Annotated in this window: 22 protein-coding genes; 17 read left to right on the forward strand and 5 right to left on the reverse strand. The window is 63.3% G+C overall.

Annotated features, from left to right (window positions below):
- Positions 1-16: 16 nt before the first annotated feature.
- The 4 genes from FJ973_RS06200 to erpA form a co-directional block, all read right to left on the reverse strand.
- Positions 17-334 carry a hypothetical protein gene (locus FJ973_RS06200; RefSeq protein WP_140495756.1) on the reverse strand — a complete coding sequence of 106 codons (318 nt, stop codon included), beginning with the start codon at positions 332-334 and terminating at the stop codon, positions 17-19.
- 64 nt (positions 335-398) lie between these two features.
- The gene (gene xth / locus FJ973_RS06205; protein ID WP_140555274.1) at positions 399-1,193 is read right to left on the reverse strand and encodes an exodeoxyribonuclease III; all 795 of its coding nucleotides are present in this window, start codon (positions 1,191-1,193) and stop codon (positions 399-401) included.
- Between the two features lie 7 nt (positions 1,194-1,200).
- Positions 1,201-1,593, reverse strand: a complete 393-nt coding sequence (locus tag FJ973_RS06210) for a VOC family protein (RefSeq protein WP_140495758.1) — start codon at positions 1,591-1,593, stop codon at positions 1,201-1,203.
- 7 nt (positions 1,594-1,600) lie between these two features.
- On the reverse strand, positions 1,601-1,948 hold the full coding sequence (gene erpA / locus FJ973_RS06215; protein ID WP_140495759.1) for an iron-sulfur cluster insertion protein ErpA: 348 nt from the start codon (positions 1,946-1,948) through the stop codon (positions 1,601-1,603).
- Positions 1,949-2,074: 126 nt separating this feature from the next.
- Between erpA and FJ973_RS06220 the strand changes: the two genes are divergently transcribed.
- The 14 genes from FJ973_RS06220 (at position 2,075) to FJ973_RS06285 (ending at position 18,796) form a co-directional block, all read left to right on the forward strand.
- The gene (locus tag FJ973_RS06220; RefSeq protein ID WP_140495760.1) at positions 2,075-3,289 is read left to right on the forward strand and encodes a deoxyguanosinetriphosphate triphosphohydrolase; all 1,215 of its coding nucleotides are present in this window, start codon (positions 2,075-2,077) and stop codon (positions 3,287-3,289) included.
- A gap of 62 nt (positions 3,290-3,351) precedes the next feature.
- Positions 3,352-5,109, forward strand: coding sequence for an arginine--tRNA ligase (gene argS / locus FJ973_RS06225; RefSeq protein ID WP_140495761.1), 1,758 nt, complete (start codon positions 3,352-3,354; stop codon positions 5,107-5,109).
- Positions 5,110-5,212: 103 nt separating this feature from the next.
- Positions 5,213-8,581, forward strand: a complete 3,369-nt coding sequence (locus tag FJ973_RS06230; protein ID WP_140555276.1) for an SPOR domain-containing protein — start codon at positions 5,213-5,215, stop codon at positions 8,579-8,581.
- Positions 8,582-8,706: 125 nt separating this feature from the next.
- Positions 8,707-9,726, forward strand: coding sequence for a beta-N-acetylhexosaminidase (gene nagZ, locus FJ973_RS06235; protein ID WP_140517130.1), 1,020 nt, complete (start codon positions 8,707-8,709; stop codon positions 9,724-9,726).
- A 60-nt stretch (positions 9,727-9,786) separates the two neighbouring features.
- The gene (locus FJ973_RS06240) at positions 9,787-10,590 is read left to right on the forward strand and encodes a ScpA family protein (protein ID WP_140495879.1); all 804 of its coding nucleotides are present in this window, start codon (positions 9,787-9,789) and stop codon (positions 10,588-10,590) included.
- The gene (gene scpB / locus FJ973_RS06245; RefSeq protein WP_140555278.1) at positions 10,587-11,366 is read left to right on the forward strand and encodes an SMC-Scp complex subunit ScpB; all 780 of its coding nucleotides are present in this window, start codon (positions 10,587-10,589) and stop codon (positions 11,364-11,366) included. The genes FJ973_RS06240 and scpB overlap by 4 nt, the downstream gene beginning before the upstream one ends.
- A gap of 179 nt (positions 11,367-11,545) precedes the next feature.
- The gene (locus FJ973_RS06250; RefSeq protein WP_015317533.1) at positions 11,546-11,767 is read left to right on the forward strand and encodes a twin-arginine translocase TatA/TatE family subunit; all 222 of its coding nucleotides are present in this window, start codon (positions 11,546-11,548) and stop codon (positions 11,765-11,767) included.
- An 86-nt stretch (positions 11,768-11,853) separates the two neighbouring features.
- Positions 11,854-12,597: a Sec-independent protein translocase protein TatB gene (gene tatB, locus FJ973_RS06255; protein ID WP_140555280.1), complete on the forward strand. Its 744-nt coding sequence runs from the start codon at positions 11,854-11,856 to the stop codon at positions 12,595-12,597.
- Positions 12,594-13,457, forward strand: coding sequence for a twin-arginine translocase subunit TatC (gene tatC / locus FJ973_RS06260; RefSeq protein ID WP_140495766.1), 864 nt, complete (start codon positions 12,594-12,596; stop codon positions 13,455-13,457). The genes tatB and tatC overlap by 4 nt, the downstream gene beginning before the upstream one ends.
- Positions 13,458-13,832: 375 nt before the next feature.
- Positions 13,833-15,137: a serine--tRNA ligase gene (serS, locus tag FJ973_RS06265; protein WP_140517124.1), complete on the forward strand. Its 1,305-nt coding sequence runs from the start codon at positions 13,833-13,835 to the stop codon at positions 15,135-15,137.
- A complete protein-coding gene (gene surE / locus FJ973_RS06270; RefSeq protein WP_140517122.1) occupies positions 15,137-15,895 on the forward strand; it encodes a 5'/3'-nucleotidase SurE in 759 nt (252 codons plus the stop codon). The genes serS and surE overlap by 1 nt, the downstream gene beginning before the upstream one ends.
- Positions 15,892-16,545: a protein-L-isoaspartate(D-aspartate) O-methyltransferase gene (locus tag FJ973_RS06275; protein ID WP_140495769.1), complete on the forward strand. Its 654-nt coding sequence runs from the start codon at positions 15,892-15,894 to the stop codon at positions 16,543-16,545. The genes surE and FJ973_RS06275 overlap by 4 nt, the downstream gene beginning before the upstream one ends.
- 177 nt (positions 16,546-16,722) lie before the next feature.
- Positions 16,723-18,252, forward strand: a complete 1,530-nt coding sequence (locus FJ973_RS06280) for a LysM peptidoglycan-binding domain-containing M23 family metallopeptidase (protein ID WP_140555282.1) — start codon at positions 16,723-16,725, stop codon at positions 18,250-18,252.
- A gap of 238 nt (positions 18,253-18,490) precedes the next feature.
- Positions 18,491-18,796: a hypothetical protein gene (locus FJ973_RS06285; RefSeq protein WP_140555283.1), complete on the forward strand. Its 306-nt coding sequence runs from the start codon at positions 18,491-18,493 to the stop codon at positions 18,794-18,796.
- Between the two features lie 77 nt (positions 18,797-18,873).
- On the opposite strand, the gene FJ973_RS06290 is transcribed toward FJ973_RS06285, so the two are convergent.
- Positions 18,874-19,749, reverse strand: coding sequence for an ATP-binding protein (locus FJ973_RS06290; protein WP_140555285.1), 876 nt, complete (start codon positions 19,747-19,749; stop codon positions 18,874-18,876).
- Between the two features lie 287 nt (positions 19,750-20,036).
- On the opposite strand from FJ973_RS06290, the gene yajC reads away from it, so the two are divergent.
- From yajC to secDF, 3 genes are all read left to right on the forward strand, one after another.
- Positions 20,037-20,375 (forward strand): preprotein translocase subunit YajC, encoded by a 339-nt coding sequence (gene yajC / locus FJ973_RS06295; RefSeq protein WP_140495773.1) that lies wholly within the window; start codon positions 20,037-20,039, stop codon positions 20,373-20,375.
- A gap of 76 nt (positions 20,376-20,451) precedes the next feature.
- Positions 20,452-21,498: a hypothetical protein gene (locus FJ973_RS06300; RefSeq protein WP_140555287.1), complete on the forward strand. Its 1,047-nt coding sequence runs from the start codon at positions 20,452-20,454 to the stop codon at positions 21,496-21,498.
- Between the two features lie 89 nt (positions 21,499-21,587).
- Entirely contained in the window at positions 21,588-24,140 is a 2,553-nt protein-coding gene (gene secDF / locus FJ973_RS06305; RefSeq protein ID WP_140495775.1) for a protein translocase subunit SecDF, read from the forward strand.
- The last annotated feature ends 4 nt before the right edge of the window (positions 24,141-24,144 follow it).

A 24,144-nucleotide genomic window follows, 5' to 3' on the forward strand; every position in this document is an offset into this window, starting at 1 on the left:
GATCGCTAATCAGACATTAATTCTCGGTCGGCTCCGCCGGCACCATGCTGGGAGCCGGCGCCGAGATCGGCGTCATCCGCCGGTGCGGCGCCAGCCTGTCTTGCGGGCAGCTGTCCCCGACTTTCGTCCATGAGGTGTTGTTGAGCACCATCTCGCAGCGGGCGAGGTAGTTCTTGTCGGCGATCGTCAGACAGGCGACCTGGCCGACCGGGTAGGATTTTCCATTGGCAAGACATTCCTCGGCGGCGAAAGCCGCCGCAGGGACGGCGACAGCGAATGCCAGGCCGATCGGACAAAGGACAAGTCGTATGGTCATGGGAACCCCAGCCGCCATGATGATCTCCCATCATGCGCCTGATTGTGGCGATACGAGGTCCAGCGCGGGCCCGGGGTCTCCCTCAGGCCGGCAGCAAATCGAGATCGATGGCCACCGGCACGTGGTCGGACGGTTTTTCCCAGGCGCGCACATGCTTTTCGATCGAGGCCGATGAAAACCGGTTGGCGGCCTCGGGCGACAGCAGCAGGTGGTCGATGCGGATGCCGTTGTTCTTCTGCCAGGCGCCGGCCTGGTAGTCCCAGAAGGTGAAGGTGTCGCCCGCATCGGTGACCGAACGCACCGCTTCGGTGAAGCCGAGATTTTTCAACCTGCGGAACGCCTGCCGCGTCTGCGGCTGGAAGAGCGCATCATTCAGCCAGTTCTCCGGGAACTTCGCGTCGACAGGTTCGGGAATGACGTTGTAGTCACCGGCCAGCACCAGGGCTTCCTCCAGCCTCAGCCGCTCCTCGGCCCAGCGCTCCAGCCGTGCCATCCAGGACAGCTTGTAGGAGAATTTCCTCTCGTCATCGATCGGATTGCCGTTCGGCAGATAGAGCGAGGCGACGCGCAATGCGCCCTTGTCGGTCGAGAACACGCCATCGATGAAGCGCGCATGCTCGTCGGCGTCGTCGCCGGGCAGACCTCTGATGACCTCGTCGAAGCGCAATTTCGACAGCAGGGCGACGCCGTTGAAACCCTTCTGGCCGTGGGTTTCCACATTGTAGCCAAGCGCCTCGATCTCGGCGCGCGGGAACTGCTCGTCGACCGTCTTGATCTCCTGCAGGCAGACGATGTCGGGGGCGCTTTCGGTCAGCCAATGGGTGAGATTGCCGATGCGGGCGCGAATGCCGTTGATGTTCCAGGTGACGATCTTCATGGCGGCCTCAATGTTCTTCCGGGGCAAGACGTTCGACCAGGCCGATCGTATTGCCTGCGGGATCCTTTAGAAAGGCCATCCACTCGCTTTCCCCCGCCGGACCGAACTGGCCCTCGGTGTCGCGATGAACAAGCGTTGGAGGCGCGGTGAAGGGAACGCCCGCAGCTTTCGCGCCGGCGTGGAAATCCTCGAGACCTGATATGTCGAGATAGACGGTTCCGGCCGGAATGCCGTCGGTGAACAGCAGCCGCACGCTGCCGGCCATGATGAAGGCGATGCCCGGCGGATCGTAACGCACATGCACGCTCATCCCGAGCACGTCGCACCAGAAGGCCAGAGTCGCGTCGAGGTCTCGCCCGGCCGAGAGCGCGACCTGACGAACCGCGCCAATGGCAGGCATGTTGTTCCTAAATGGAGAAGCTTGTGCCGCAGCCGCAGGAGGCGACCGCATTCGGGTTGCGGATCTGGAACGACTGGCCCATCAGGTCGTCGACGAAATCAATCACCGACCCGCCCATATAGACCAGCGACAGATCATCGATCAGAACCGTGGCGCCGTCCTTCTCGATGGCGACATCGTCGTCGTTGCGCGCGTCGACCAGATCGAACTTGTAGGAAAAGCCGGAGCAGCCGCCGCCTTCGACGGAAACGCGCAACGCCGTCTTGCCGGCCTCGTCCGACACAATCTTGGCGATCCGCCTTGCGGCGGCATCGGTCATCTCGACTTTCATGGCGGTCTTGGCATCCGCGCCCATGGGCGTCACCTTGCTTTCGGTTTCACATGATAGGTATGAAGCGCGAAGGGCCAAGTCAACCGGCCAAGTCAACCGGCCATAGTCTGGCGGCCAAAGTCAGGCGGCCAAAGTCAGGCGGCATCGACCATGACCAACGAGTTGGGCGACATCGGATTTGGCTATAGGCCCCGCGCGGCCTATGCCAGCGATCCGGCGCGCTCGCGCGGGCGCCTGTTCGAAGAGGTCGAAAGCCCGACCCGTACGCCGTTCCAGCGCGACCGCGACCGCATCATCCATTCCACCGCGTTCCGCCGGCTGAAACACAAGACGCAGGTCTTCATCGCCCATGAAGGCGATCATTATCGCACCCGGCTGACCCATTCGATCGAGGTGGCGCAGATCGCACGCGCTCTGGCGCGGGCGCTGCGCGGCGACGAGGATCTGGCTGAAGCGGTGGCGCTGGTGCATGATTTCGGCCACACGCCCTTCGGCCACACCGGCGAGGACGCCCTCAACGAGAAGATGGCTGATTGGGGCGGCTTCGACCACAACGCGCAATCGCTGCGCATCGTGACAAGGCTGGAAGCGCGCTATGCCGAGTTTGACGGACTGAACCTGACCTGGGAAACGTTGGAAGGCCTGGTCAAGCACAATGGTCCGCTGACCGATGCCAACGGCAAGGGCCTGAAGGGTCCGGTGCCGCAGGCGATCCGCGACTATTCGGAACTGCACGACCTCGAACTCGACCGGTTCGCCGGCATCGAGGCGCAGTGTGCTGCGATCGCCGACGATATCGCCTACAACACGCACGACATCGACGACGGCCTGAGGGCGGGGCTGCTGACGCTGGACATGCTGAAGGCCGTCTCGCTGCCGGGGACCATCCTGGAGGGGGTGCGCGCGCGCTATCCCAATCTCGACGAGGTGCGCACCGGCCACGAGCTGATGCGGCGCCAGATCACCGCCATGGTCGAGGACGTGATCAGGTCGACCACCGCCAACCTGGAACGCACCGGGCCGCGGAGCGCCGATGCGGTGAGGGCGGCGGGCGAGACGATGGTGACCTTTTCCGCCGAAATGGCCGTCGCCGAGAAAGAGCTGAAGGCCTTTCTCTACAAGCACCTCTACCGGCACAAGGAAGTCATGCGGGTGCGCGCCGATGCGGAGCGGATCGTCAGGGACCTGTTCGACGTCTATTTCGCCGACCCGCGCGCTATGCCGGACGGCTGGCGCGAGGGGCTCGACCGGGCCGAGGATCGCATCAAGGCGCGCAGCGTGGCCGACTTCCTGGCGGGGATGACCGACACCTACGCGCTGAAGGAACACCGGCGTTTGTTTGACGATACGCCGGATTTGAGCTAGGGCGGGCTCGATTTTGCCGGCCAACAAGCCGGATTCCCTGCAAAGCCGCCAGAGTCATACCCATGAACATCTTCGCCGACTTCACCGCGCGAATCATAAAAGCCGTCGAGACGCTTGATCTGAAAGACAATGACGGCGTTTCGCCCGACCTGTCGCGCATCGCCGTCGAGCCGCCGCGCGATGCCAGCCATGGCGACCTCGCGACCAATGCGGCGATGGTGCTGGCCAAGCCCACCGGCCAGAGCCCGCGGGCGCTGGCTGAGCGCCTGGCGCTCGCGCTGCGGGACGACAAGGATATCGCGGCCGCCGAGGTTGCTGGCCCGGGCTTCGTCAATTTGCGGCTCAAGGACGGTTTCTGGCAGGCACATCTCACGACGCTTCTGGGCGAGGGCCGCAATTACGGCCGCTCCAGCATCGGCGGCGGCAGGAAGGCCAATGTCGAATATGTATCGGCCAACCCGACGGGGCCAATGCATGTCGGCCATTGCCGTGGCGCCGTCGTTGGCGATGCGCTTGCCAATCTGATGGCCTTTGCCGGTTACGACGTGACCAAGGAATATGTCATCAACGACGCCGGCTCGCAGATCGACGTTCTCGGCCGCTCGGTGATGCTGCGTTATCGCGAGGCGCTTGGCGACGAGGTCGGCGAGATTCCGGCCGGGCTCTATCCAGGCGACTATCTGGTCCCGGTCGGGCAGGCGCTGGCCAAGGAGTTCGGCCGGTCCTTGCTGCAGATGCCGGACGAAGAGGCGCTCGCCATCGTCAAGGACCGCACCATCGACGCGATGATGGCGATGATCCGCGAGGATCTGGCGCTGCTCAACGTGCATCATGACGTGTTCTTCTCCGAGCGCACGCTGCACGCCGACAATGCCAGGAAGATCCGCTCGGCGATCAACGACCTGACGCTGAAGGGCCATATCTACAAAGGCAAGCTGCCGCCGCCCAAGGGCGAGAGGCCGGACGACTGGGAAGATCGCGAACAGACCCTGTTCCGTTCGACGGCGGTCGGCGACGACATGGACCGGGCGCTGGTCAAGTCGGATGGTTCGTTCACCTATTTCGCCGCCGACGTCGCCTATCTCAAGGACAAGGTCGATCGCGGCTTCGTCGAGCTGATCTACGTGCTCGGCGCCGACCATGGCGGCTACGTCAAGCGGCTGGAAGCGCTGGCGCGGGCGATCGCCGGCGACGAGGTGAAGCTCACGGTTCTTCTGTGCAACCTGGTAAAGCTGTTTCGCGATGGCGAGCCGGTGCGCATGTCCAAGCGGTCCGGCGATTTCGTGACGCTGCGCGAGGTTGTGGAGGAAGTCGGCCGCGACCCCATCCGCTTCATGATGCTCTATCGCAAGAACGATGCGCCGCTGGATTTCGACTTCGCCAAGGTGACCGAGCAGTCCAAGGACAATCCGGTGTTCTATGTGCAGTACGCTTCGGCGCGCTGCCATTCGGTATTCCGGCAGGCGAGCGAGCAGTTGGGAGAGGCCAATTTCGATCGCAACAGTCTGGCGGCTGCCGTGGCGTTGCTGACCGACGAAGGCGAGATCGGCCTGATCAGGAAACTCGCTGAATATCCACGGTTGATCGAGTCGGCGGCACTTGCGCTCGAGCCGCATCGGCTGGCATTCTACCTCTACGATCTGGCCTCAAGCTTCCACGGGCACTGGAACCGCGGCACCGATAATCCGGACTTACGTTTTGTTAAGGTTAACGACCGACAATTGACGCATGCCAGACTAGGGCTGGTGCAGGCTGTTTCGGATGTCTTGACGTCCGGCCTGACGCTGATCGGCGCCGCGGCGCCCACCGAAATGCGTTAGGTTTGACTAAAAAACCTGTCACCTTTTGCCCACATTGCGCTGGTAAGGGCCAACCCTGCGCGACGTCCATGGCGTCCGAATGAGTGCGAGTTCGGGAACAATAATGGCAGACAGAACCCAGCTGAGAATAGCCGACAACAACGACATCGCCAACGATGATCCGTTCGCGGAACTGACCAGGATCATGGGGTTCGACCCGCGCCAGCCGGTCAAGCCACAGGCGCCCGCCCAACCGAAAGCCGCCGCTGATCAGCAGGCGCAGGAGGTCGATTTCGACATCGATCTCGAAAAGGAGTTGATGGGCGACTTCGACTTTGCCGAAGGCAACGCCGCGACGGTCGCCGATGTTGATGAGCCGGCGTTCGACGCCGCCGCTACCGACGGCATGGATGACGAACTCGCCATGGCGTTCGACGACATGCAGCTCGACGATGAGCATGGTGCCGACGACGCTGTTGCCGAGGCCGCGCCAACCGTCGATGCCGCTTTCGATACGGATTTCGACGATGCGGTAGCCAGCTCTCTCGATGGCGTTTCGCCGCTCGATGACGATCTGCCCATGGCGGACGAGCTTGCGGCATCGCTCGATCAGGACTTCCGGCTTGATGACGCGACCGATGCGGCCGAGCCCGCCTTGGCCGCCGAAGTGGCGGAGCCTGTCGCGGAGCCTACCGTCGACCATGAATTCGACGATGGCTTTGCCCTTTCGCTCGAAGACGAACTGATGCTCGATGGTCACGTGGCGGAGCAGCAGCCTGAAGCGGCCGCGGCTCCGGTCGAGCCTCCCGTCGAGGCGGCGCTGAACGCGAACCATGCGGTTTCCGAAGAGGATTTTGGCGATCGCTTTGATGACGCCACGGCTTTCGACGACGGGCTGGCGGATATCGATTTCGATCTGGCTGCCGATCACTCGGTCGCGACCGATGCGCCCGTGGCTGCGGAGACGGATGCGCTTGACGCGCATGACGTGACCGCCGAGACGGCAGATGCGCACGAAATGGAGGACGTGTTCGCCGAGGCGACGGATGCGGAAGGCGAGGCGGCAGACCTGGCCGCCGATGAGCCGCTGGACGATGCTTTCGAGCAGGATTTCAACGACGCGCTTGCCGAAGCGACGGACGAGCCGGCCGCTGAGTCTGTGGCTGCCCCCGTTCATCCGGCCGCCCCGGCTATGGCCGAACCGGTGCATGCCGCCGCCGTCGAGCGTAGCCTTGAAGACGAGTTGAACGCGCTGTTGGGCGCCATGAGCGCGCGCCCGGCGCCGGTGGCCAAGGAGGAGGTCGCGGTTCAGCAGCCTGTCGCCGCGACCGCGAAACCCCACGAAGAACCGACGGCCGGTGACCTCGACTGGAACCTGGACGAACCTGCGGCGACGCAGCAGCATCAGGCGGTCTCGACCGCTGACGTCGATCTTGACGATCTCATGCTCGATGAGCTTCAGGACCAGGACCTCGGCGCGCATGCCACTGTCTCTGAAGACGATGATTTCGAAGCGGAACTCGCCGCAAGCATCGACCTGGCTGAAGGAATCGACCGGGATGAAGACCTCGCCGCGGATTCCGCCGCGCCGGAAACTTTCCGCGACGATCCCCTCGATTGGCTGACGACGCAGTCCACGCCGCCCGAGCCGGCCCGCTCGTGGAGCCGGGTTACGCCGGTCCCGCAGCCGCAACAGGCGAGTTTTACCGCCCAGCCGATGGCTTCGGCGGCCCCCATGGCGGCGCCGGCTGCCGCGATCCCGACCTATCGTGCGGCCGAGCCTGCCGCTTATGCGGCGCCGGCCGCCGCGCAGCGCGAGCAGTCCGCGTTCGATGACGAGATGCCTGACGTCGAGACCGTCGATGTGCCGGAGCGCGTCGTGGCACTTCAGGATGATCTCGACATTCCGGAATTGCACTTCGAAGAGGACGAGCCGGCCGCGCCCGGCTACGACGATCTCGACGCCGAATTCTCCAATCTGCTGACCGAGATGAATACAGTGGATGTCGCTGCGGCTCCCGCAAACGCCAGCGCGCCCTATGCCGACGACTCCTACAATCCCGGCTTCAAGTCGGGATACGATGCCTTTGAACAGGGCTATGAGGCTCTCAAGCCGGGCTATGAGACGCTCAAGCCGGGCTATGAGGGGCTCAAGCCGGGCTATCAGCCCGAGGCGCGCACCTACGCGGCACGGCCAGCGGAAATGTCTGCCCGCGCGACAGCGCCGGCGGGTTATGCCGACGCCACCAATGGCTTCGACGTCGACGACTTGCCCGGCAGCCAGCCGGTTTCACAGGCCGACGATTTTGCCGTCGACGAGCTCGACTACGATCCCGAGCTGGACGAGGCGATGTCGGTTCCTGGTCTCGCCGAACGCGAGGCCGGCGGGTCGCCGCGCAGGCGCGGCCTGCTCATCGCCGCCATTGTCGGTGCAGTCGTTGTCACCGGAGGCCTCGGCGCCTTCGCGCTGTCTCCGGGCGGCCAGGGCAGCGGTGACGCCCCGGTCCTGGTCAAGGCGGACAATGCACCGATCAAGGTCAAGCCGGAAAACCCGGGCGGCGCCGTGGTGCCGAACCAGGACAACAAGGTCTATGACGCGGTCGCCAAGGGCGCCAAGCCCGCCGAGCCGGTCCAGCAGAAGCTCGTCACCAATGTCGAGGAACCGGTCGATGTGGCGGCGAAAGATCCGGCTCGCGCCGTCGATCTCTCGCCCGACCAGACCGCAGCCGACGCGACCGACGGCGACGGCGGCGATGCTCCAACCGCCGTTGCGGCGCCAGCCGATAACGCCGCGCCCGCAGCCAAGTCCGAGGACCGCATCGCGCAGGTCCTCCAGGATGCCGACAAGGGAACGAATCCCGACGTCGTCGCCGTGGCGCCGCGCAAGGTTAGGACCATGGTGGTCAAATCGGACGGGTCGCTGGTGCCGCGTGAGGATCCGGCGCCCGCCGCACCGAAAGTGGCTGCCGTGGAGCCGGTCGATCCGGCGCCGCAACATGTCGCGCCGTCGGCTCAGGCTGATGCTGACCAGACCGGCACGGTGGCGCCGGACGCCGCGCAGGCGGCCGATGAGCCAGCCCTGAAACCGGTGGCCGAGCCCAAGGCGGAAGCCAAGGCCCAGTCGGCCAACACGCCGGCCAAGGTCCCGGTCGCGCCGCAGCGCCCGTCCGACCAGCCGGTCGACGTGGTCGGCGAGGTCAAGCCCGATCAAGTTGCCTCCATCAGTCCCGCGGCGCCCTCGACCGGCGGCGGTTCGTGGTCGATGCAGATCGCCTCGCAGCCGACGGTCGAAAGCGCGCAGTCGACCTATCAGGATCTGCAGCGTCGCTATGGTGGCGTGCTTTCCGGCCGCACCGCCAACATCGTCAAGGCGGAGATCGCCGGCAAGGGGACTTTCTACCGCGTCCGCGTGCCCGCGCAGTCGCGCAACGATGCTATCAATCTGTGCACCAGCTACAAGGCTGCCGGCGGCAACTGCTTCGTGTCGAGGTAGTCATTCACCTCCCGTGTCGGAGGAGAGCAGTTTGAAAACCGGCGCGGCCTCAACGCCGCGCCGTTTTCTTTTTGCACTTTTCGACGTGATTCCCTTTGGCCGCGGAAGATTCTAGACTCGTCGGCATGACCGAATCAAAATCCATGATCCTCGGCTGTGCCGGGAAATCGCTCACCCGCGAAGAAATCAGTTTCTATCGCAATGAATGCCCGTGGGCCTTCATCCTGTTTGCCCGCAACATCAGCGAGACCGAGCAGATCCGCGATCTGGTCGCCGAGATGCGCGACTGCATCGGACGGCCGGACGCGCTGGTGTTCATCGACCAGGAGGGCGGCAGAGTGCAGCGGCTGCGGCCGCCTCTGGCGCCGAACTATCCAGCCGGCGGCGCGCTCGGTGCGCTGTGGCGCGACGACCATGACGCCGGAGCCCGCGCCGCCTGGCTGATGGCGCGGCTGCACGCTTTCGACCTTCTGCGCTACGGCATCACGGCGGATTGCCTGCCGGTGCTCGACGTGCCGATCGAAGGGGCGAGCGACGTCATCGGCGCGCGCGCTTATGGCAAGGAGCCGCGCCCGGTCATCGAGCTCGGCCGCGCCGCGGCGGAAGGCCTGATGTCTGGCGGCGTGCTGCCGGTCATGAAGCATATTCCCGGCCATGGCCGGGCTTTCGCGGACACGCATTTCGAACTGCCTGTCGTCGACGCTTCGATGAGCGAGCTGCAGCGGCACGATTTTGCGCCGTTCAGGGAACTCAACCACCTGCCGATGGCCATGACCGCGCATGTCGTCTACAGCGCGATCGACCCGAAAAACCCGGCAACCACCTCCGGCAAGGTCATCGACGAGATCATTCGCCGCGAGATCGGCTTCGATGGGCTGCTGATGAGCGACGACACCTCGATGAAGGCACTTTCTGGGGATTTCCCGACAAAGGCGGCCTCGATCCTTGCGGCCGGCTGCGATCTGGTCCTTCACTGCAACGGCGTTTTCGAGGAGATGGCGGGCATCGCATCGCGAACCAAAGGGCTTGAGGGCAAGTCGCTTGAGCGCGCAAACCGGGCAATGACCTATATAGAAAAACGCGACGCGGCTGAAGAAACCGAGATACGCGCCGAATTCGCCACCTATTTCGATGCGGTGGCCTGACAGAGGGAAGAACGGGACGTGGCGGAAGCATTGGAAAGCAAGGCCGGGAAGGCCGCACCGATGGACCGCCTGTGGGCCGAAAGCGATGATACCCGGCTGACCGGCGATCCGTCGCTGGTCGTCGACGTCGCAGGATTCGAAGGCCCGCTCGATCTTCTGCTGCATCTTGCCCGCAACCAGAAGGTCGATCTCGCGCGCATTTCCATCCTGGCGCTGGCCGAGCAGTATTTGGCCTTCGTCGAGACGGCGAGGGCACTGAGACTTGAGCTCGCCGCGGATTATCTGGTGATGGCGGCGTGGCTCGCCTTCCTCAAATCGAAGCTTTTGATCCCGAAGCAGCCGGGCGAGGAAGGCGAAAGCGGCGAGGAACTGGCGGCGGTGCTGCAATTCCGGCTCAAGCGGCTGGAAGCCATGCGCGATGCATCGGCGCGGCTGGTCAACCGGAACCGGCTCGGCCGCGACGTGTTCGCGCGCGGCATGCCGGAAATGGTGATCATCGAGAAGCGCAACGCCTATTCGGCGTCGCTCTACGATCTGCTCACCGCCTATGCCCAGCAGCGGCAGAAGCAGGCAATCACCAATGTCACGATCGCCAGGCGCGGCGTCTGGTCGCTCAAGGACGCCCGCGACATCCTGACCAGGCTGATCGGAAGCTTGCGGGACTGGACGGCGCTCGACAGTTTTCTCGTCCAATATCTGTCCAGCCCTGAAGAACGGCGCACCGCGATCGCCAGCTCGTTCGCGGCGACACTGGAACTGGTGCGTGAGGGCAAGATGGATGTGCGGCAGGACGAGGTGTTCGCGCCGATCTATCTGCGCGATCACCGCGCACCGGCAATCAAGGCAGTCGAGGTGGCATCATGAGCGAACGCGCCAACGCTTCGGTTGTCCCGTTCAAAGTGGACAACGAACCGGAGGAGGGCGAGGTCGACCAGGCTTCGGTTCAGAATCCGACCCAGAATCCGGCGCAGAATCCCGCCGAGCGGCTGCATATGGCGGAGGCGGTGCGCATGGCCGAGGCGATCGTTTTCGCCAGTGCCGAGCCGGTCAGCGAAAAGCAGTTGGCCGCGCGCCTTCCCGATGGCATTAACATCGCCCTCGCGATGGCCGAGCTGCAGCAGATCTATGCGCGGCGCGGCGTCAACCTGGTGCGGGTCGGTGATGCCTGGGCGTTTCGCACCGCCGGCGATCTCGCCTTCCTGATGAGCCGCGACACCGTGCAACAGCGCAAGCTGTCGCGCGCGGCGCTCGAAGTTCTGGCGATCATCGCCTATCACCAGCCGGTAACGCGCGCCGAGATCGAGGACATCAGAGGCGTCGAAACCTCGAAGGGCACGCTGGATACGCTCTTGGAAACGGAATGGGTGCGCATGCGCGGCCGGCGCAAAACGCCGGGCCGTCCCGTGACCTATGGCACCACCGAAACCTTCCTCGACCATTTCGCGCTCGAGGAAATCCGCGATCTCCCCGGCATGGAGGAGTTGAAGGGCGCCGGCCTGCTTTCGGGCCGCATGCCGTCGAATTTCTCCATTCCGCAGCCGCCAGCCGATCCGGATGCGCTGACCGAGGACGAGGATCCGCTGACCGATATCGATCTCGAGGAACTCGGCCTGCTGACGCCGCGCGTCACGGAAGATTGACCACAAGCCCCTGTTCCTGGAGGCTTTCCCGGGCTAGATGCGCCGATTGGTAGCGGACCGCATCGCCGAAAATGCGTGACATCCGACACCCTTTCATAAACTCTGTCGCGGTTGTGTTTGAATCCCAACGCGAAAACGCATAGATCATCGCCAGGGAAACCATTCGAGAGAGAGTTGCTATGGGTTCATTTTCGATTTGGCACTGGATGATCGTGCTGGTCATCGTGCTTCTGGTGTTCGGCCGCGGCAAGATACCCGAGCTGATGGGCGACATGGCCAAGGGTATCAAGAGCTTCAAGAAGGGCATGGCCGACGACGACGTTGCCGACGACAAGCGTACCGTCGAACATCGCGCCGACGAAACCGTTTCGGCAGCGAAGGAAAAGGCCAGCAAGAGCTGAGCCAAGGGTTGTTGCTTTTGTGTGTGTCGTTGTCCCAGAACCGCTTCGCACTTTTGGGCGGCATGCATTAGTCGGAACGGATAGCCATGTTTGAAGTCGGCTGGACCGAAATGCTGGTGATCGCGATCGTTATGATCGTGGTCGTCGGGCCGAAGGATTTGCCCAACATGCTGCGCACCTTCGGCCGCACGACGGCGAAGCTGCGTGCCATGGCGGCCGATTTCCAGAAGCAGTTCAACGAGGCGCTGAAGGAAGCGGAGCTCGACGACGTCAAGAAATCGGTCGACGAGCTAAGGGGGCTCAGCCCGGTTGCCGAGATCAGGAAACAGCTCAATCCGTTCGAGCAGGCGGCCGCCGATGTACGTTCCGGCGTCGACGCGGCGATGAAGCCGAAGCCGGCCGTCGATACGGCAGCGCCCGCCGGCTCGGTACCGCAGGCGGCCGAACCGTTGAAGAACGGCGCGACCACCATGCCGGGGCCCAATGACCGTGATGTCACGCCGGCCGCGGCGATCTTCCCGGTCATGACCGATGAATCGGTGGTGGCGTCCTCAGTGCCGACAGAGCTGGCGCCAAAGACACCCGCGGCAGGGAAAGCGGCCAAGCCTGCCAAGGCTTCGGCAAATGGCGCGAAAGCTTCCACGCCTGCGAAAGCGGCGACCGCCAAACCCGCGCCAGCACCCGAAGCGCCGGCGAAGCCCGTGGCGGCCTCAAAGGCTGCCAAGGCTGCCAAACCGGCAGCAGCCAAGACGGCGATGACCAAGGCCGAGGCGAAACCGGCTCCAGCGAAGAAGCCGGTGGCCAAAAAGACGGCGGGAGCCGCCAAGTGAGCGTTTCGGACAAGGAAAAGGACGAGATCGAGAAATCCTCGGCGCCGCTGATGGAGCATCTCATCGAGTTGCGCCGCAGGCTGATCTGGTCGCTCGGCGGCTTCTTCGCCGCGTTCCTGGTCTGCTTCTTCTTTGCCAAGAAGCTGTTCAACCTACTTGTCGTGCCATTCAAATGGGCGACGCAATGGGCGGGGCTCGACCCGCACAAGGTCGAGCTGATCTATACCGCGCCGCAGGAATTCTTCTTCACCCAGGTCAAGCTCGCCATGTTCGGCGGCATGGTGATCGCCTTTCCGCTGATCGCCACGCAGATCTACAAGTTCATCGCGCCCGGCCTCTACAAGAACGAACGCAACGCCTTCCTGCCGTTCCTGATCGCGTCGCCAATCCTGTTCCTGATGGGCGCCTCGCTGGTCTATTTCTTCTTCACGCCGATGGTGATGTGGTTTTTCCTCGCCATGCAGCAATCGGGCACCAACGACCAGGTGCAGATTTCGCTGCTGCCGAAGGTGTCGGAATATCTCAGCCTGATCATGACGCTGATCTTCTCCTTCGGCCTGGTATTCCAACTGCCGGTGGTGACCAGCCTGATGACGCGCGTCGGCATGCTGTCATCCAAGGCGCTGGCCGAGAAGCGCAAATGGGCGATCGTCATCGCCTTCGTCGTCGCGGCGGTGCTGACGCCGCCCGACCCGATGAGCCAGATCGGCCTCGCCATCCCGACCATCCTGCTCTACGAGGTCGCCATCTGGTCGGCGCGGATGATCGAACGCAGCCAGGAGCGCGAGCGCCTGGCGCGGGAGAAGCAGCAATCCGAGGAAGAGGTGGCGGAAAAGCCGGCAGACGCATCCTCCACATAGGGCAGGCGCGTCGCCCCTGCGGGCTGCCGGCCCCGGAATCGGTGCGCGGCCCGGTGCCGATAGGAATTTTTTCTTGACTTGGTGCCCGCCGCTATGGTACATATTCGGTTATGGTGCTGATTTGCGCCAAGGACCCGCCGCCGAGGCGGGTTTTTTATTTCTGGACTGTCGCGCTATCCCTCACCACTCGAAAGCGGGCTCGCGGCCCCTGCCGTCAGCAAGCCCGATCTTGCATCGATCAGAGATGCGGTTTACCCCCTCTGGCCTGAAACGCATCGCGAAACCGACGATGCGTTTCAGGCTATATTCTTGAGCATATCGTAGCGCAAACCGCCGCGCGCTTTGGCGGCAAGCTACCGCAGGAGCTTTCAGACCATGCTTGACATCAAATGGATTCGCGACAACCCGAAGGCCCTTGTCGAGGCGCTGGTCAAGCGCTCGTGGTCGGTCGAGGAAGCGCAGTCAACCGTCGATGACCTGATCGCCAGGGACGAGGCGCGGCGCGAACATGTTACCGAGCTGCAGACCAAGCAGGAACGCCGCAACGCCGCCTCGAAAGAGATCGGCAATGCCATGCGTTCGGGCGATGCCGCCCTTGCCGAAAAACTGAAAGCCGAAGTCGGCGAGATAAAAACCTTCATCCAGAACGGCGAGGCGCGCGAGCGCGAGCTCGACAAGGCGCTGAACGACGCGCTGGCGGTGCTGCCCAATGTGCCGCTCGACGATGTGCCGGTCGGCAAGGACGAGCACGACAACGTGGTCAAGCATATCATCGGCAAGGTGCCGACCCGCCCGAACTGGGTGAAGGAGCATTTCGAGATCGGCGAAGCGCTCGGCATGATGGATTTCGAGCGCGCCGCGAAACTTTCCGGCTCGCGCTTCACCGTGCTGAAGAGCGGGCTGGCGCGGATGGAACGCGCGATCGGCCAGTTCATGCTCGACCTGCACACGACCGAGCATGGCTATGAGGAAGTCATCCCGCCGCTGATGGTCAAGGACGATGTTCTTTTCGGCACCAACCAGCTGCCGAAATTCGAGGAGGATCTGTTCTTCACCCCGCATGGGGACGGCAGGCTTGGCCTCATCCCCACCGCCGAAGTGCCGCTCACCAACCTCGTGCGCGAGGAGATCACCGCCCATGAGAAACTGCCGCTGCGCTACACCGCGCTGACGCCGTGCTTCCGCTCGGAGGCCGGCTCGGCAGGGCGCGACACGCGCGGCATGCTGCGCCAGCACCAATTCTACAAGGTCGAGTTGGTGTCGATCACCGATCAGGAGTCGTCGCTCGCCGAGCATGAGCGGATGACCGAGTGTGCCGAGGAAGTGCTGAAGCGGCTCGAATTGCCGTTCCGCACCATGGTGCTGTGCACCGGCGACATGGGTTTTGGCGCGCGAAAAACCTATGACATCGAGGTGTGGCTGCCCGGCCAGAACGCCTATCGCGAGATCTCGTCCTGCTCTGTCTGCGGCGATTTCCAGGCCAGGCGCATGGACGCTCGCTACAAGGACAAGGACGGCAAGGGCAACCGCTTCGTCCATACGCTGAACGGCTCGGGCACCGCTGTCGGGCGCGCACTTATCGCCGTCATCGAAAACTACCAGAACGAGGATGGCAGCGTAACCATTCCTGAAGTGCTGCGGCCTTACATGGGCGGGCTGGAAAAGATCGAATCGAAATAATGCGTATTCTCCTGACCAATGACGACGGCATTCATGCCGAGGGCCTGGCGTCGCTCGAGCGCGTCGCGCGCACATTGTCCGACGATGTCTGGGTGGTGGCGCCGGAGCAGGACCAGTCCGGCTATGCGCACTCGCTGTCGATCTCGGAGCCGCTGCGGCTGAGGAAAATCGGCGAGAAGCACTTTGCCGTGCGCGGCACGCCGACCGACTGCGTCATCATGGGCGTGAAGAAGATCCTGCCCGGCGCGCCCGACCTGATCCTGTCGGGCATCAATTCCGGCGCCAACATCGCTGACGACGTCACCTATTCGGGAACCGTCGCCGGCGCGATGGAGGGCGCGTTGCTCGGCATACGCTCGATCGCGCTCAGCCAGGGCTACAGCACTGTCGGCGAGGACCGCGTCGTTCCCTACGAGACCACCGAGGCGCTGGCGCCGGCGCTGCTCAAGAAACTCGTCGCGACGCCGCTGCCGGACGGCGTGCTGCTCAACGTCAATTTTCCGAACTGCCTGCCTGAAGAGGTCGCCGGCACGGTGGTCACCTCGCAGGGCAAGCTCGTACACAGCCTGTGGGTCGAGGAACGCCGCGACGGGCGCGGGCTGCCGTACTACTGGCTGCGCTTCGGCCGCGAACCCGTCGAGGGCAAGCAGGGCACCGACCTTTTTGCGCTGCGCAATCGCCTGGTGTCGGTGACGCCGTTGCAGCTCGACCTCACAGCGCATGAGATTCGTGACCAGCTGAGCAAGGCCCTTGCATGAACCTGCCGATCGATGACCGAGAAGGATTTGCCGCCTTCCTGCTGCGCCTGCGCGGCAGGGGGACCGTGCCGAAGGCGCTGATCGCGGCCTTCGAGGCGACACCGCGGCGCGGCTTCCTGGCCGCCCAATTCCATTCCATCGCCTGGTCGGACCGCATGCTGCCGATCGAATGCGGCGAAGCGATCGAGGGCGCGGACATGCAGGCGGCGGTGATCGCCGCACTCGCCATCGAAGTCGGGAATCGCGTGCTCGAGATCGGTACCGGCTCCGGTTATACGGCAGCGGTGATGTCGCGCCTGTCAGGCCGGGTTGTCACCATCGACCGCTACAAGACGCTGGTCGAACAGGCGCGGCAGCGCTTCGAGGCGCTCGGCATCGGCAACGTCATCGCGCGCCAGGTGGATGGTTCCTCCGGTTTGGCCGCAGAAGGCCCGTTCGACCGGATCGTCGCCTGGGCCGCCTTCGACAGCCTGCCGCGTTTCCTGCTCGACCAGTTGTCGAGCGGCGGCATCGTGATCGCGCCGATCGGACCGGAGGAGGGCGAGCAGGTGCTGGCCAAGCTCACCAAGGTCGGCAGCCGTTTCGAGCGCGAGGATATCGGCCTCGTGCGCCTGCAGCCGGTATTGCGCAGCCTGGCGGCCGTTATCTAGGGATTGTCCATGTCAGCCGGCCTGCAACGGCGGCTGCGCGTGCCTCTATATGGGCAGTCTGGGCGGCCTCAAATATTTTAAGAAATTTTGCGTCTGATTCTAAGGGGTTAACCGACCAGTAACATTAACGCGCTTTAATCCTGTCCAGTTGGTGCAGAGTTTGTGCGGGTTAGTGCGATGCAACTCAGTGTTTTGAAGGCAAACAATCGCAATTTGGCGCGGGGCTGCGCTGTTCTCATGATCGCGGGTGCCGCGGCTGGGTGCAGCTCGCAAGTGTCGCGGTTCAACGGCGTCGACGACGTCTTCACCTCCTCGACAAACAATCAGCGCGCCATCATCAACAAGCAGGATGCCGTGCAGCAGCCCTATCCGGGGGATGTCGCGGCCGCGCCGCTCGATGGCAGCCACACGCAGTCGGTCAGCCGCTCCAGCCTCGAGCCGGTGTCGACGCGGCCGCTGCCGCCACCGGTCGCCCAGGCGCAGCCCGCTCCCGCGCTGGCACCCGCCGCCAATCCGGTGCGTGTTGCATCGGCGCCCGCTCTGGTGCGCCCGGCACCGCATGTCGACCGGACGGCGACCGGCACGGTTGCTCCCGCGGCCAAGCCCTTCAAGGATGCCCAGCCCGACGCCAAGGCAGCCGGCACGGCGCATGCCACCGAAATCGTCGTCAGGGACGGTGAAACGATCTCCGGGCTGGCGCAGCACTACAAGGTGCCGGCCGACGTGATCATGAAGGTCAACGGGCTGAGCGCGACCAAGGGGCTGAAGACCGGCCAGAAGATCATCATTCCGGCCTACGCCTATTCCAGCAAGGCCGAGCCCAAGATGGCCGATGCCAAGCCCGCTAATGGCAAGCGCGACGTGCCGGCCACCGCGCCGGAAAAGGTTGCCGTGCTGCCGCAGCAGCCGAAGCTCAAGGAGGGCAAGTCAGCCGCGCAGGTCGATGCTTCGGCCGCGGCGAACAAGCCCAAAGACAGCAAGCCCGCGCCGCAAACGGCCGCCGCCGCGCCCAAGGCCGGCGCCGGCGCCTATACGGTGCAGTCGGGCGATACGCTTTCCTCGATCGCCAGGAAGACTGGCGTCGGGGTTGTCGCCATCAAGCAGGCGAACGGCATGCAGGACGGCTTGCTGAAGATCGGCCAGACGCTGAAGGTGCCGGCCGGCGGAACGGCCACGGTGGCCGCCGCAAAGCCGGCGACGGTAGACCCGGTGACGACAGCCACGACGCAGCCGACGGCCAAGACGATGCCGTCGCAAACGCTGGCTTCCTACACGCCGCCGAAGAAAGACGCCAAGGTCATCCAGCAGGCCGAGGATGACGACGCTGTGGCGCCGGACGCCACCGGCATAGGCAAGATGCGCTGGCCGGTGCGCGGCCGCGTCATTTCCGGCTTCGGTTCCGGCAAGGACGGCGTCGACATCGCCGTGCCGGCAGGCACGCCGGTCAAGGCGGCCGAGAATGGCGTCGTCATCTATGCCGGCGACGGCCTCAAGGAATTCGGCAATACGGTGCTGGTGCGGCACGAGAATGGCCTGGTCACCGTCTACGGTCACGCCAGCTCGATCGAGGTCCAGCGCGGCCAGAAGGTCAAGCGCGGCCAGGAGATCGCGCTGTCGGGTATGAGCGGCACGACGGACTCGCCGAAGCTGCACTTCGAAGTGCGCAAGAACTCGGCCCCGGTCGATCCCTCCGGCTATCTCGAATAGTCGGGGCTATTTCGAATAGAATAAAAAAAGCGATTTGCGGGCCGCCTGACCTCCAGTCCGGCCCGCCGGCTCAGCCCGCCCCGCAAGGAGCGGGCTTTTTCAGTTGGTTGCTGGATGCACGTCGTTGTCTCAATGTATGTTGTCGTTCCAAAACCGGGGCCGCAGTCAGAAAAGCGGTTATCTGCATTTTAACTAATGTAGAGGAAAGTCATTCTCGACGCTCTGCAAGGAGAGTGGAATGACTGAATCTGTCGAAGAGGATGAACTTCCGTCCGCCAGCCCAACGCATCGCTGGCAATCGCATGTGCGAGCAACTGCTTTAATTGTTGCGCCGGTCATTTCGATCGCAAGTGCCGCTCTGGCCGGTTATTTCTCCTATGCGGTGATCAATACCAAGCCGCCCACAGACATGTCCCAGCTGGCCATTTCCATCCTGAAATCAGGTGATGCTTCACCAGAAATGCAGGCCTGGGCGACTGACGCACTCGGGATACAAACCGATATTCCGATGGTCCTGGGAAGCATAAAGCCTGTGCGGGAATGAACACGATATAGACAACCCGGCGTCCAGGGTCGGCCACGAAGCTTGTGACCGGCTCCTGCCCACCCGTTGTACCCCGCCTAGTCCTTCAACGGCTTGCCGAGCCGGCCAGCCAGGTCCTGCGTAAACTGCCAGGCGACGCGGCCCGATCGGCTGCCGCGTGTCGTCGCCCATTCCAGCGCCTCGGCGCGCAACTGCCCAGGGTCGATGTCGAGCCCATGATGGCTGGCGTAGCCGTTGACCATTTCGAGATATTCGTCCTGCGAACATTTGTGGAAGCCGAGCCATAAGCCGAAGCGATCGGAGAGCGAAACCTTCTCCTCGACCGCCTCGGACGGATTGATGGCGGTGGAGCGCTCATTGTCGATCATGTCTCGCGGCAGAAGATGGCGGCGGTTCGACGTGGCGTAGAAAATGACATTGGCCGGGCGGCCTTCGACGCCGCCTTCGAGTGCTGCCTTCAACGATTTGTAGGAGGTATCGTCATGGTCGAAGGAGAGGTCGTCGCAAAACAGGATGAAGCGGTAAGGCGCGGCCTTCAGCAGCGTCATCAGCTTCGGCAGCGTATCGATGTCCTCCCGATGGATCTCTATCAGCTTGAGCGGGCGGTCGAGTTTCGGCGAGGCGTTGATTGCGGCATGCACGGCCTTGACCAGCGACGATTTGCCCATGCCGCGCGCCCCCCACAAAAGCACGTTGTTGGCGGCATAGCCGGAGGCGAAGCGCTCCGTGTTGTCGACGAGGATGTCGCGCACACGGTCGACGCCGCGGATCAGGCCGATGTCGACGCGGTTCACCTTGCGCACCGGCTCCAGGCAACCCGGATCCGCCTGCCAGACGAAGCAATCGGCTCCGCCAAAGTCGGTTACGGGCACAGGCGGCGGGGCGAGGCGGCTGACCGCCTCGATCAGGCGGTCGAGTTTCTGGTTCAATGCGTCGATGCTGGTATCGGTCATCTCAGGTCTTTTGCTCTGGTTCCGCGAGGGAAGGTGTGGCCGGGTTCGATCCCGACGGTTTCGAAACTCGCTGCAACCGTTTGTTACAGCGCGATCTTTTGCGAAAACCCGCTCGCGCTTTTCGCGGTCATGCTCTAACACGGGTGAACAGGCCGGAAAAGCAGCCGATTTGCCCGGCCACGCAGTTGCATTGGCAACTTTACCGACTATATTCCGGCCAAATTTCGCGGGGCTGCCAAATCCACTGAACCGTTTGGCGGCTGTTTTCAAAATTCAGGAGTACCTCGATGTTCGTGACACCGGCATATGCCCAAGGCATTGGGGCTTCTCCCGACATGTTCATCAGCATTTTGCCGTTCGTCCTGATCTTCGTGATCATGTATTTTCTCATCATCCGGCCGCAGCGCACGCAGCTGAAGAAGCGCGGCGAGATGCTGGCGGCCGTGCGCCGCGGCGACACGGTCGTCACCGGCGGCGGCTTCGTCGGCAAGGTGACCAAGGTGATCGACGACCATGAGCTCGAGATCGACCTCGGTGGCGGCACGAAGGTGACGGCGTTGCGCTCGACGATCGCCGACGTGCGCGTCAAGGGCGAGCCGGTAGCGAACCAGAACGCCAAGAAATAACCAAATTCCAGGCGGAGCGATCCGCGGACGGGGCCCTGACAAGCGACGGCATATGTCTCATTTTTGGCGCCTGAAGATGATGCTGACGTGGCTTGCCGTAGCCACGATGACCGTCTTGGACGCGTCCAGCCTTTCCGCCGCCAGTCCGCATGCCATGCGGCCCGAACGGCCTGCCGATAGTCCGGCAGTCGTTCGAGCAGGCCAAGACGGTTCGCATCTCCTGCTCCATCTGGTGGTGGCTGATGTGATCGACGGCCGGCTGAAGATTGCGCGTGGCGATGTCCGGGCGCTTCTGATGGAGGCCAGGATCGGCTACACGGGGCTTGCTGTGTCGGGCAGGACCTTGCAGGTGCGCATCACGAATCCGGCTCAGCTTGAGGCGGCAAAGACAGCGCTCAAGAGGGTAACGGATGTTGCCCCGGACAGCCGCGTTCAGGAAATGACGCTGGATTCCGGCAAAGCCAGCTTGCTCAAATTCACGCTGACGGATGCGGGTTTGAAGTATCAGACCTCTAACGCGATTTCTCAGTCGATTAAGGTCATCAAAAATCGTCTCCAAGATCTGCGTGTCGCCGGCACGGTGGCCCAACCAGCGGACCAAGACGGCATACTTGTTCAGACGTCAGACATCGCCGATCGGCAAACGCTGGAAAAAATTCTCACCCGGCCTGGTCGCCTGAGCTTCCATTTGGTTGACCTTTCGATGCCGGTGAACGATGCGATCAGCGGTTCCCCGCCTGTTGGCTCGCTGGTGGTGTATACGCAGGACGATCCGCCGGTTCCTTACCTGGTCGAGAATCGGGTCATCCTCTCGGATAAGGACGTGCTCGACGCCCGCCCAACTTACAGTGGGCAGCAAAATGACGAACCGGTTGTCGTGTTCCGGTTTGGCGCCAAAGGCGCGGCACGGTTCAAACAGGTTACAACGCAAAATGTGGGCAAGCCATTGGCTGTGATCCTGGATGACCACGTGATTTCAGCACCTGTCATTCGCGAGCCCATCGATGGTGGTTACGGTCAAGTCTCGGGCAATTTCACTGTCCGGGAAGCCAACACCATCGCCATGCTGTTGCGAACCGGCCCATTGCCGGCAAGATTGACAATCGCTGAAGAAGCACGATAGGGCCGGCCGTGCTCAGAATGAGAAACGGGCCCGCGAACCGAACCGATGGCGGAATGCTGCCGCTTGTACGCCTGAACGGATAAGAACTGATGCTTTATTTCTCGCGCTTCAAGATGATCCTGATCTGGCTGGCCGTGGCCGCCACAGTGGTCCTCGCCGCGCCCAATCTCATTCCCGCAAGCACGCTGGCGCAGCTTCCGAGCTGGGTGCCCAAGCGGCAGATGACGCTCGGCCTCGACCTGCAGGGCGGCTCGCACATCCTGCTCCAGATGGATCAGAACGATCTGGTGAAGGCGCAGCTGGAGACGACGCGTGACGAGATCCGGACACTGCTGCGCGAGGCCAAGATAGGCTATACCGGCCTGGCGGGCACGGGCAGGACCGTACAGGTCCGCATACAGGACCCGAACCAGCTCGATGCGGCCAAGACGGCACTGAAGCCGCTGACCGATCCGGTCGCCGCCAGCCTGTTCACCGGCGGCTCCGTCCAGGAGATGGCGCTGGATGATTCCGAGCCCGGCCTGCTCAAATTCACCGTCACCGACGCCGGCATAAAATATCGCACGTCGGCTGCGTTGGCACAGTCGATCGAAGTCGTCGAACGCCGCGTCAACGAACTCGGCACCACCGAACCGATCGTGCAGCGGCAGGGCGACGACCGCATTCTGGTGCAGGTGCCCGGTTTGCAGGACCCGCAAAGGCTGAAGGAAATCATCGGCCAGACCGCCAAGCTGACCTTCCAGATGGTGGACCAGTCTATGCCGGTGCAGGATGCGCTGAAGGGCCGTCCGCCGGCCGGTTCATCGATCCTCTATTCGCAGGACGATCCGCCGGTTCCCTACCTGATCGAAAACCGCGTCATCGTTTCCGGCGAAGACCTCTCCAAAGCGACCGCAACCTACAACTCGCAGACCAACGAGCCGGTGGTTTCCTTCACCTTCAACTCGCGCGGCGCGACACGGTTCGGGCAGGCGACATCGCAGAATGTCGGCAAGCTGTTCGCCATCATCCTCGACAACCAGGTGATTTCGGCGCCGCAGATCCGCGAGCCGATCCTGGGCGGCAGCGGCCAGATCTCAGGCAATTTCACGGCCGAGAGCGCCAATGACCTCGCGGTCCTGCTGCGCGCAGGCGCGCTGCCGGCAAAGCTGACCGTGATCGAGGAGCGCACGGTGGGTCCGGGCCTCGGCCAAGATTCGATCCATGCCGGCAAGGTCGCCGGCATCATCGGCTCTATCCTTGTCGTCGCCTTCATGTTCGTCGCCTACGGCTTCCTCGGCTTCCTCGCCAACATCGCGCTGGCGGTGCACGTGGCGATGATCGTCGGACTGCTATCGCTGCTTGGCGCGACACTGACCTTGCCAGGCATTGCCGGTATCGTGCTGACCATCGGCATGGCCGTCGATTCCAACGTGCTGATTTATGAGCGCATCCGCGAGGAGCGGCGCGCCGGACGCTCGGTGATCCAGGCGATCGACACCGGCTTCTCGAAGGCGCTGGCGACGATCGTCGATTCCAACGTCACCTCGCTGATCGCGACCGTGGTGCTGTTCTATCTCGGAACGGGGCCGGTGAAGGGCTTTGCCATCACCTACGCCATCGGCATCCTGACCACGGTGTTCACCGCCTTCACCTTTACCCGGCTGCTGGTGTCCATCTGGCTGCGCCGCGCGCGTCCGAAGGAATTGCCGCGGGCGCCGGTAACCTTCATTCCGCCCGGCACGAAGATCCCGTTCATGGGCATCCGCCGCTGGACCTTCGCGCTGTCGAGCCTGCTGTCGGTCCTGTCGGTGGTGCTGTTCATGACCGTCGACATCAATTACGGCATCGATTTCAAGGGCGGATCGCTGATCGAGGTGAAGTCCAAGAGCGGCAATGCCGATCTTGCCGACATCAGAGCCAGGCTCTCGGAACTGAATATCGGCGAAGTGCAGGTGCAGCAGTTCGGCGAGCCGAATGACGTGCTGATCCGTGTCGGCACGCAGGACGGCGGCGAGAATGCCGAGCAGACCGTCATCGACAAGGTTCGTGGCGAGTTGCAGGACAATTACGATTTCCGCCGCGTCGAGGTGGTGGGACCGACCGTGTCAGGAGAACTGGCCAAGCAAGGCACGATCGCCATGCTGGTCGCGCTGGTGGGTATCCTGATCTATGTCTGGTTCCGCTTCGAATGGCAGTTCGCGGTCGGCGCCATCGTGGCGACGGTCCATGACGTGGTCATGACCATAGGCTTCTTCGTTATAACCGGGCTGGAGTTCAACCAATCGTCGCTGGCGGCGATCCTGACCATCATCGGCTACTCGCTGAACGACACGATCGTGGTCTATGACCGCGTTCGCGAGGATCTCAGGAAATACAAGAAGATGCCGCTGCCGCAGCTCCTCAACAACGCCATCAACGAGACGCTGTCGCGAACGACGCTGACCTCGGTGACGACGATCCTGGCGCTCCTGGCACTGGTGCTGTTCGGCGGCGAGGTGATCCGCTCGTTCACGATGGCAATGCTGTTCGGCGTCATCTTCGGCACCTATTCGTCGATCTTCATCGCCGCGCCGCTGCTGATCCTATTCAAGCTGCGGCCGCAGGCCACGAGTTCGGACGAGGAAAAGCCGGTCGGCGGCGGCAAGGCGGTCGCGACCTGACGCG

The organism is Mesorhizobium sp. B2-1-3, assembly GCF_006442495.1.
Classification (GTDB): Bacteria; Pseudomonadota; Alphaproteobacteria; order Rhizobiales; family Rhizobiaceae; genus Mesorhizobium.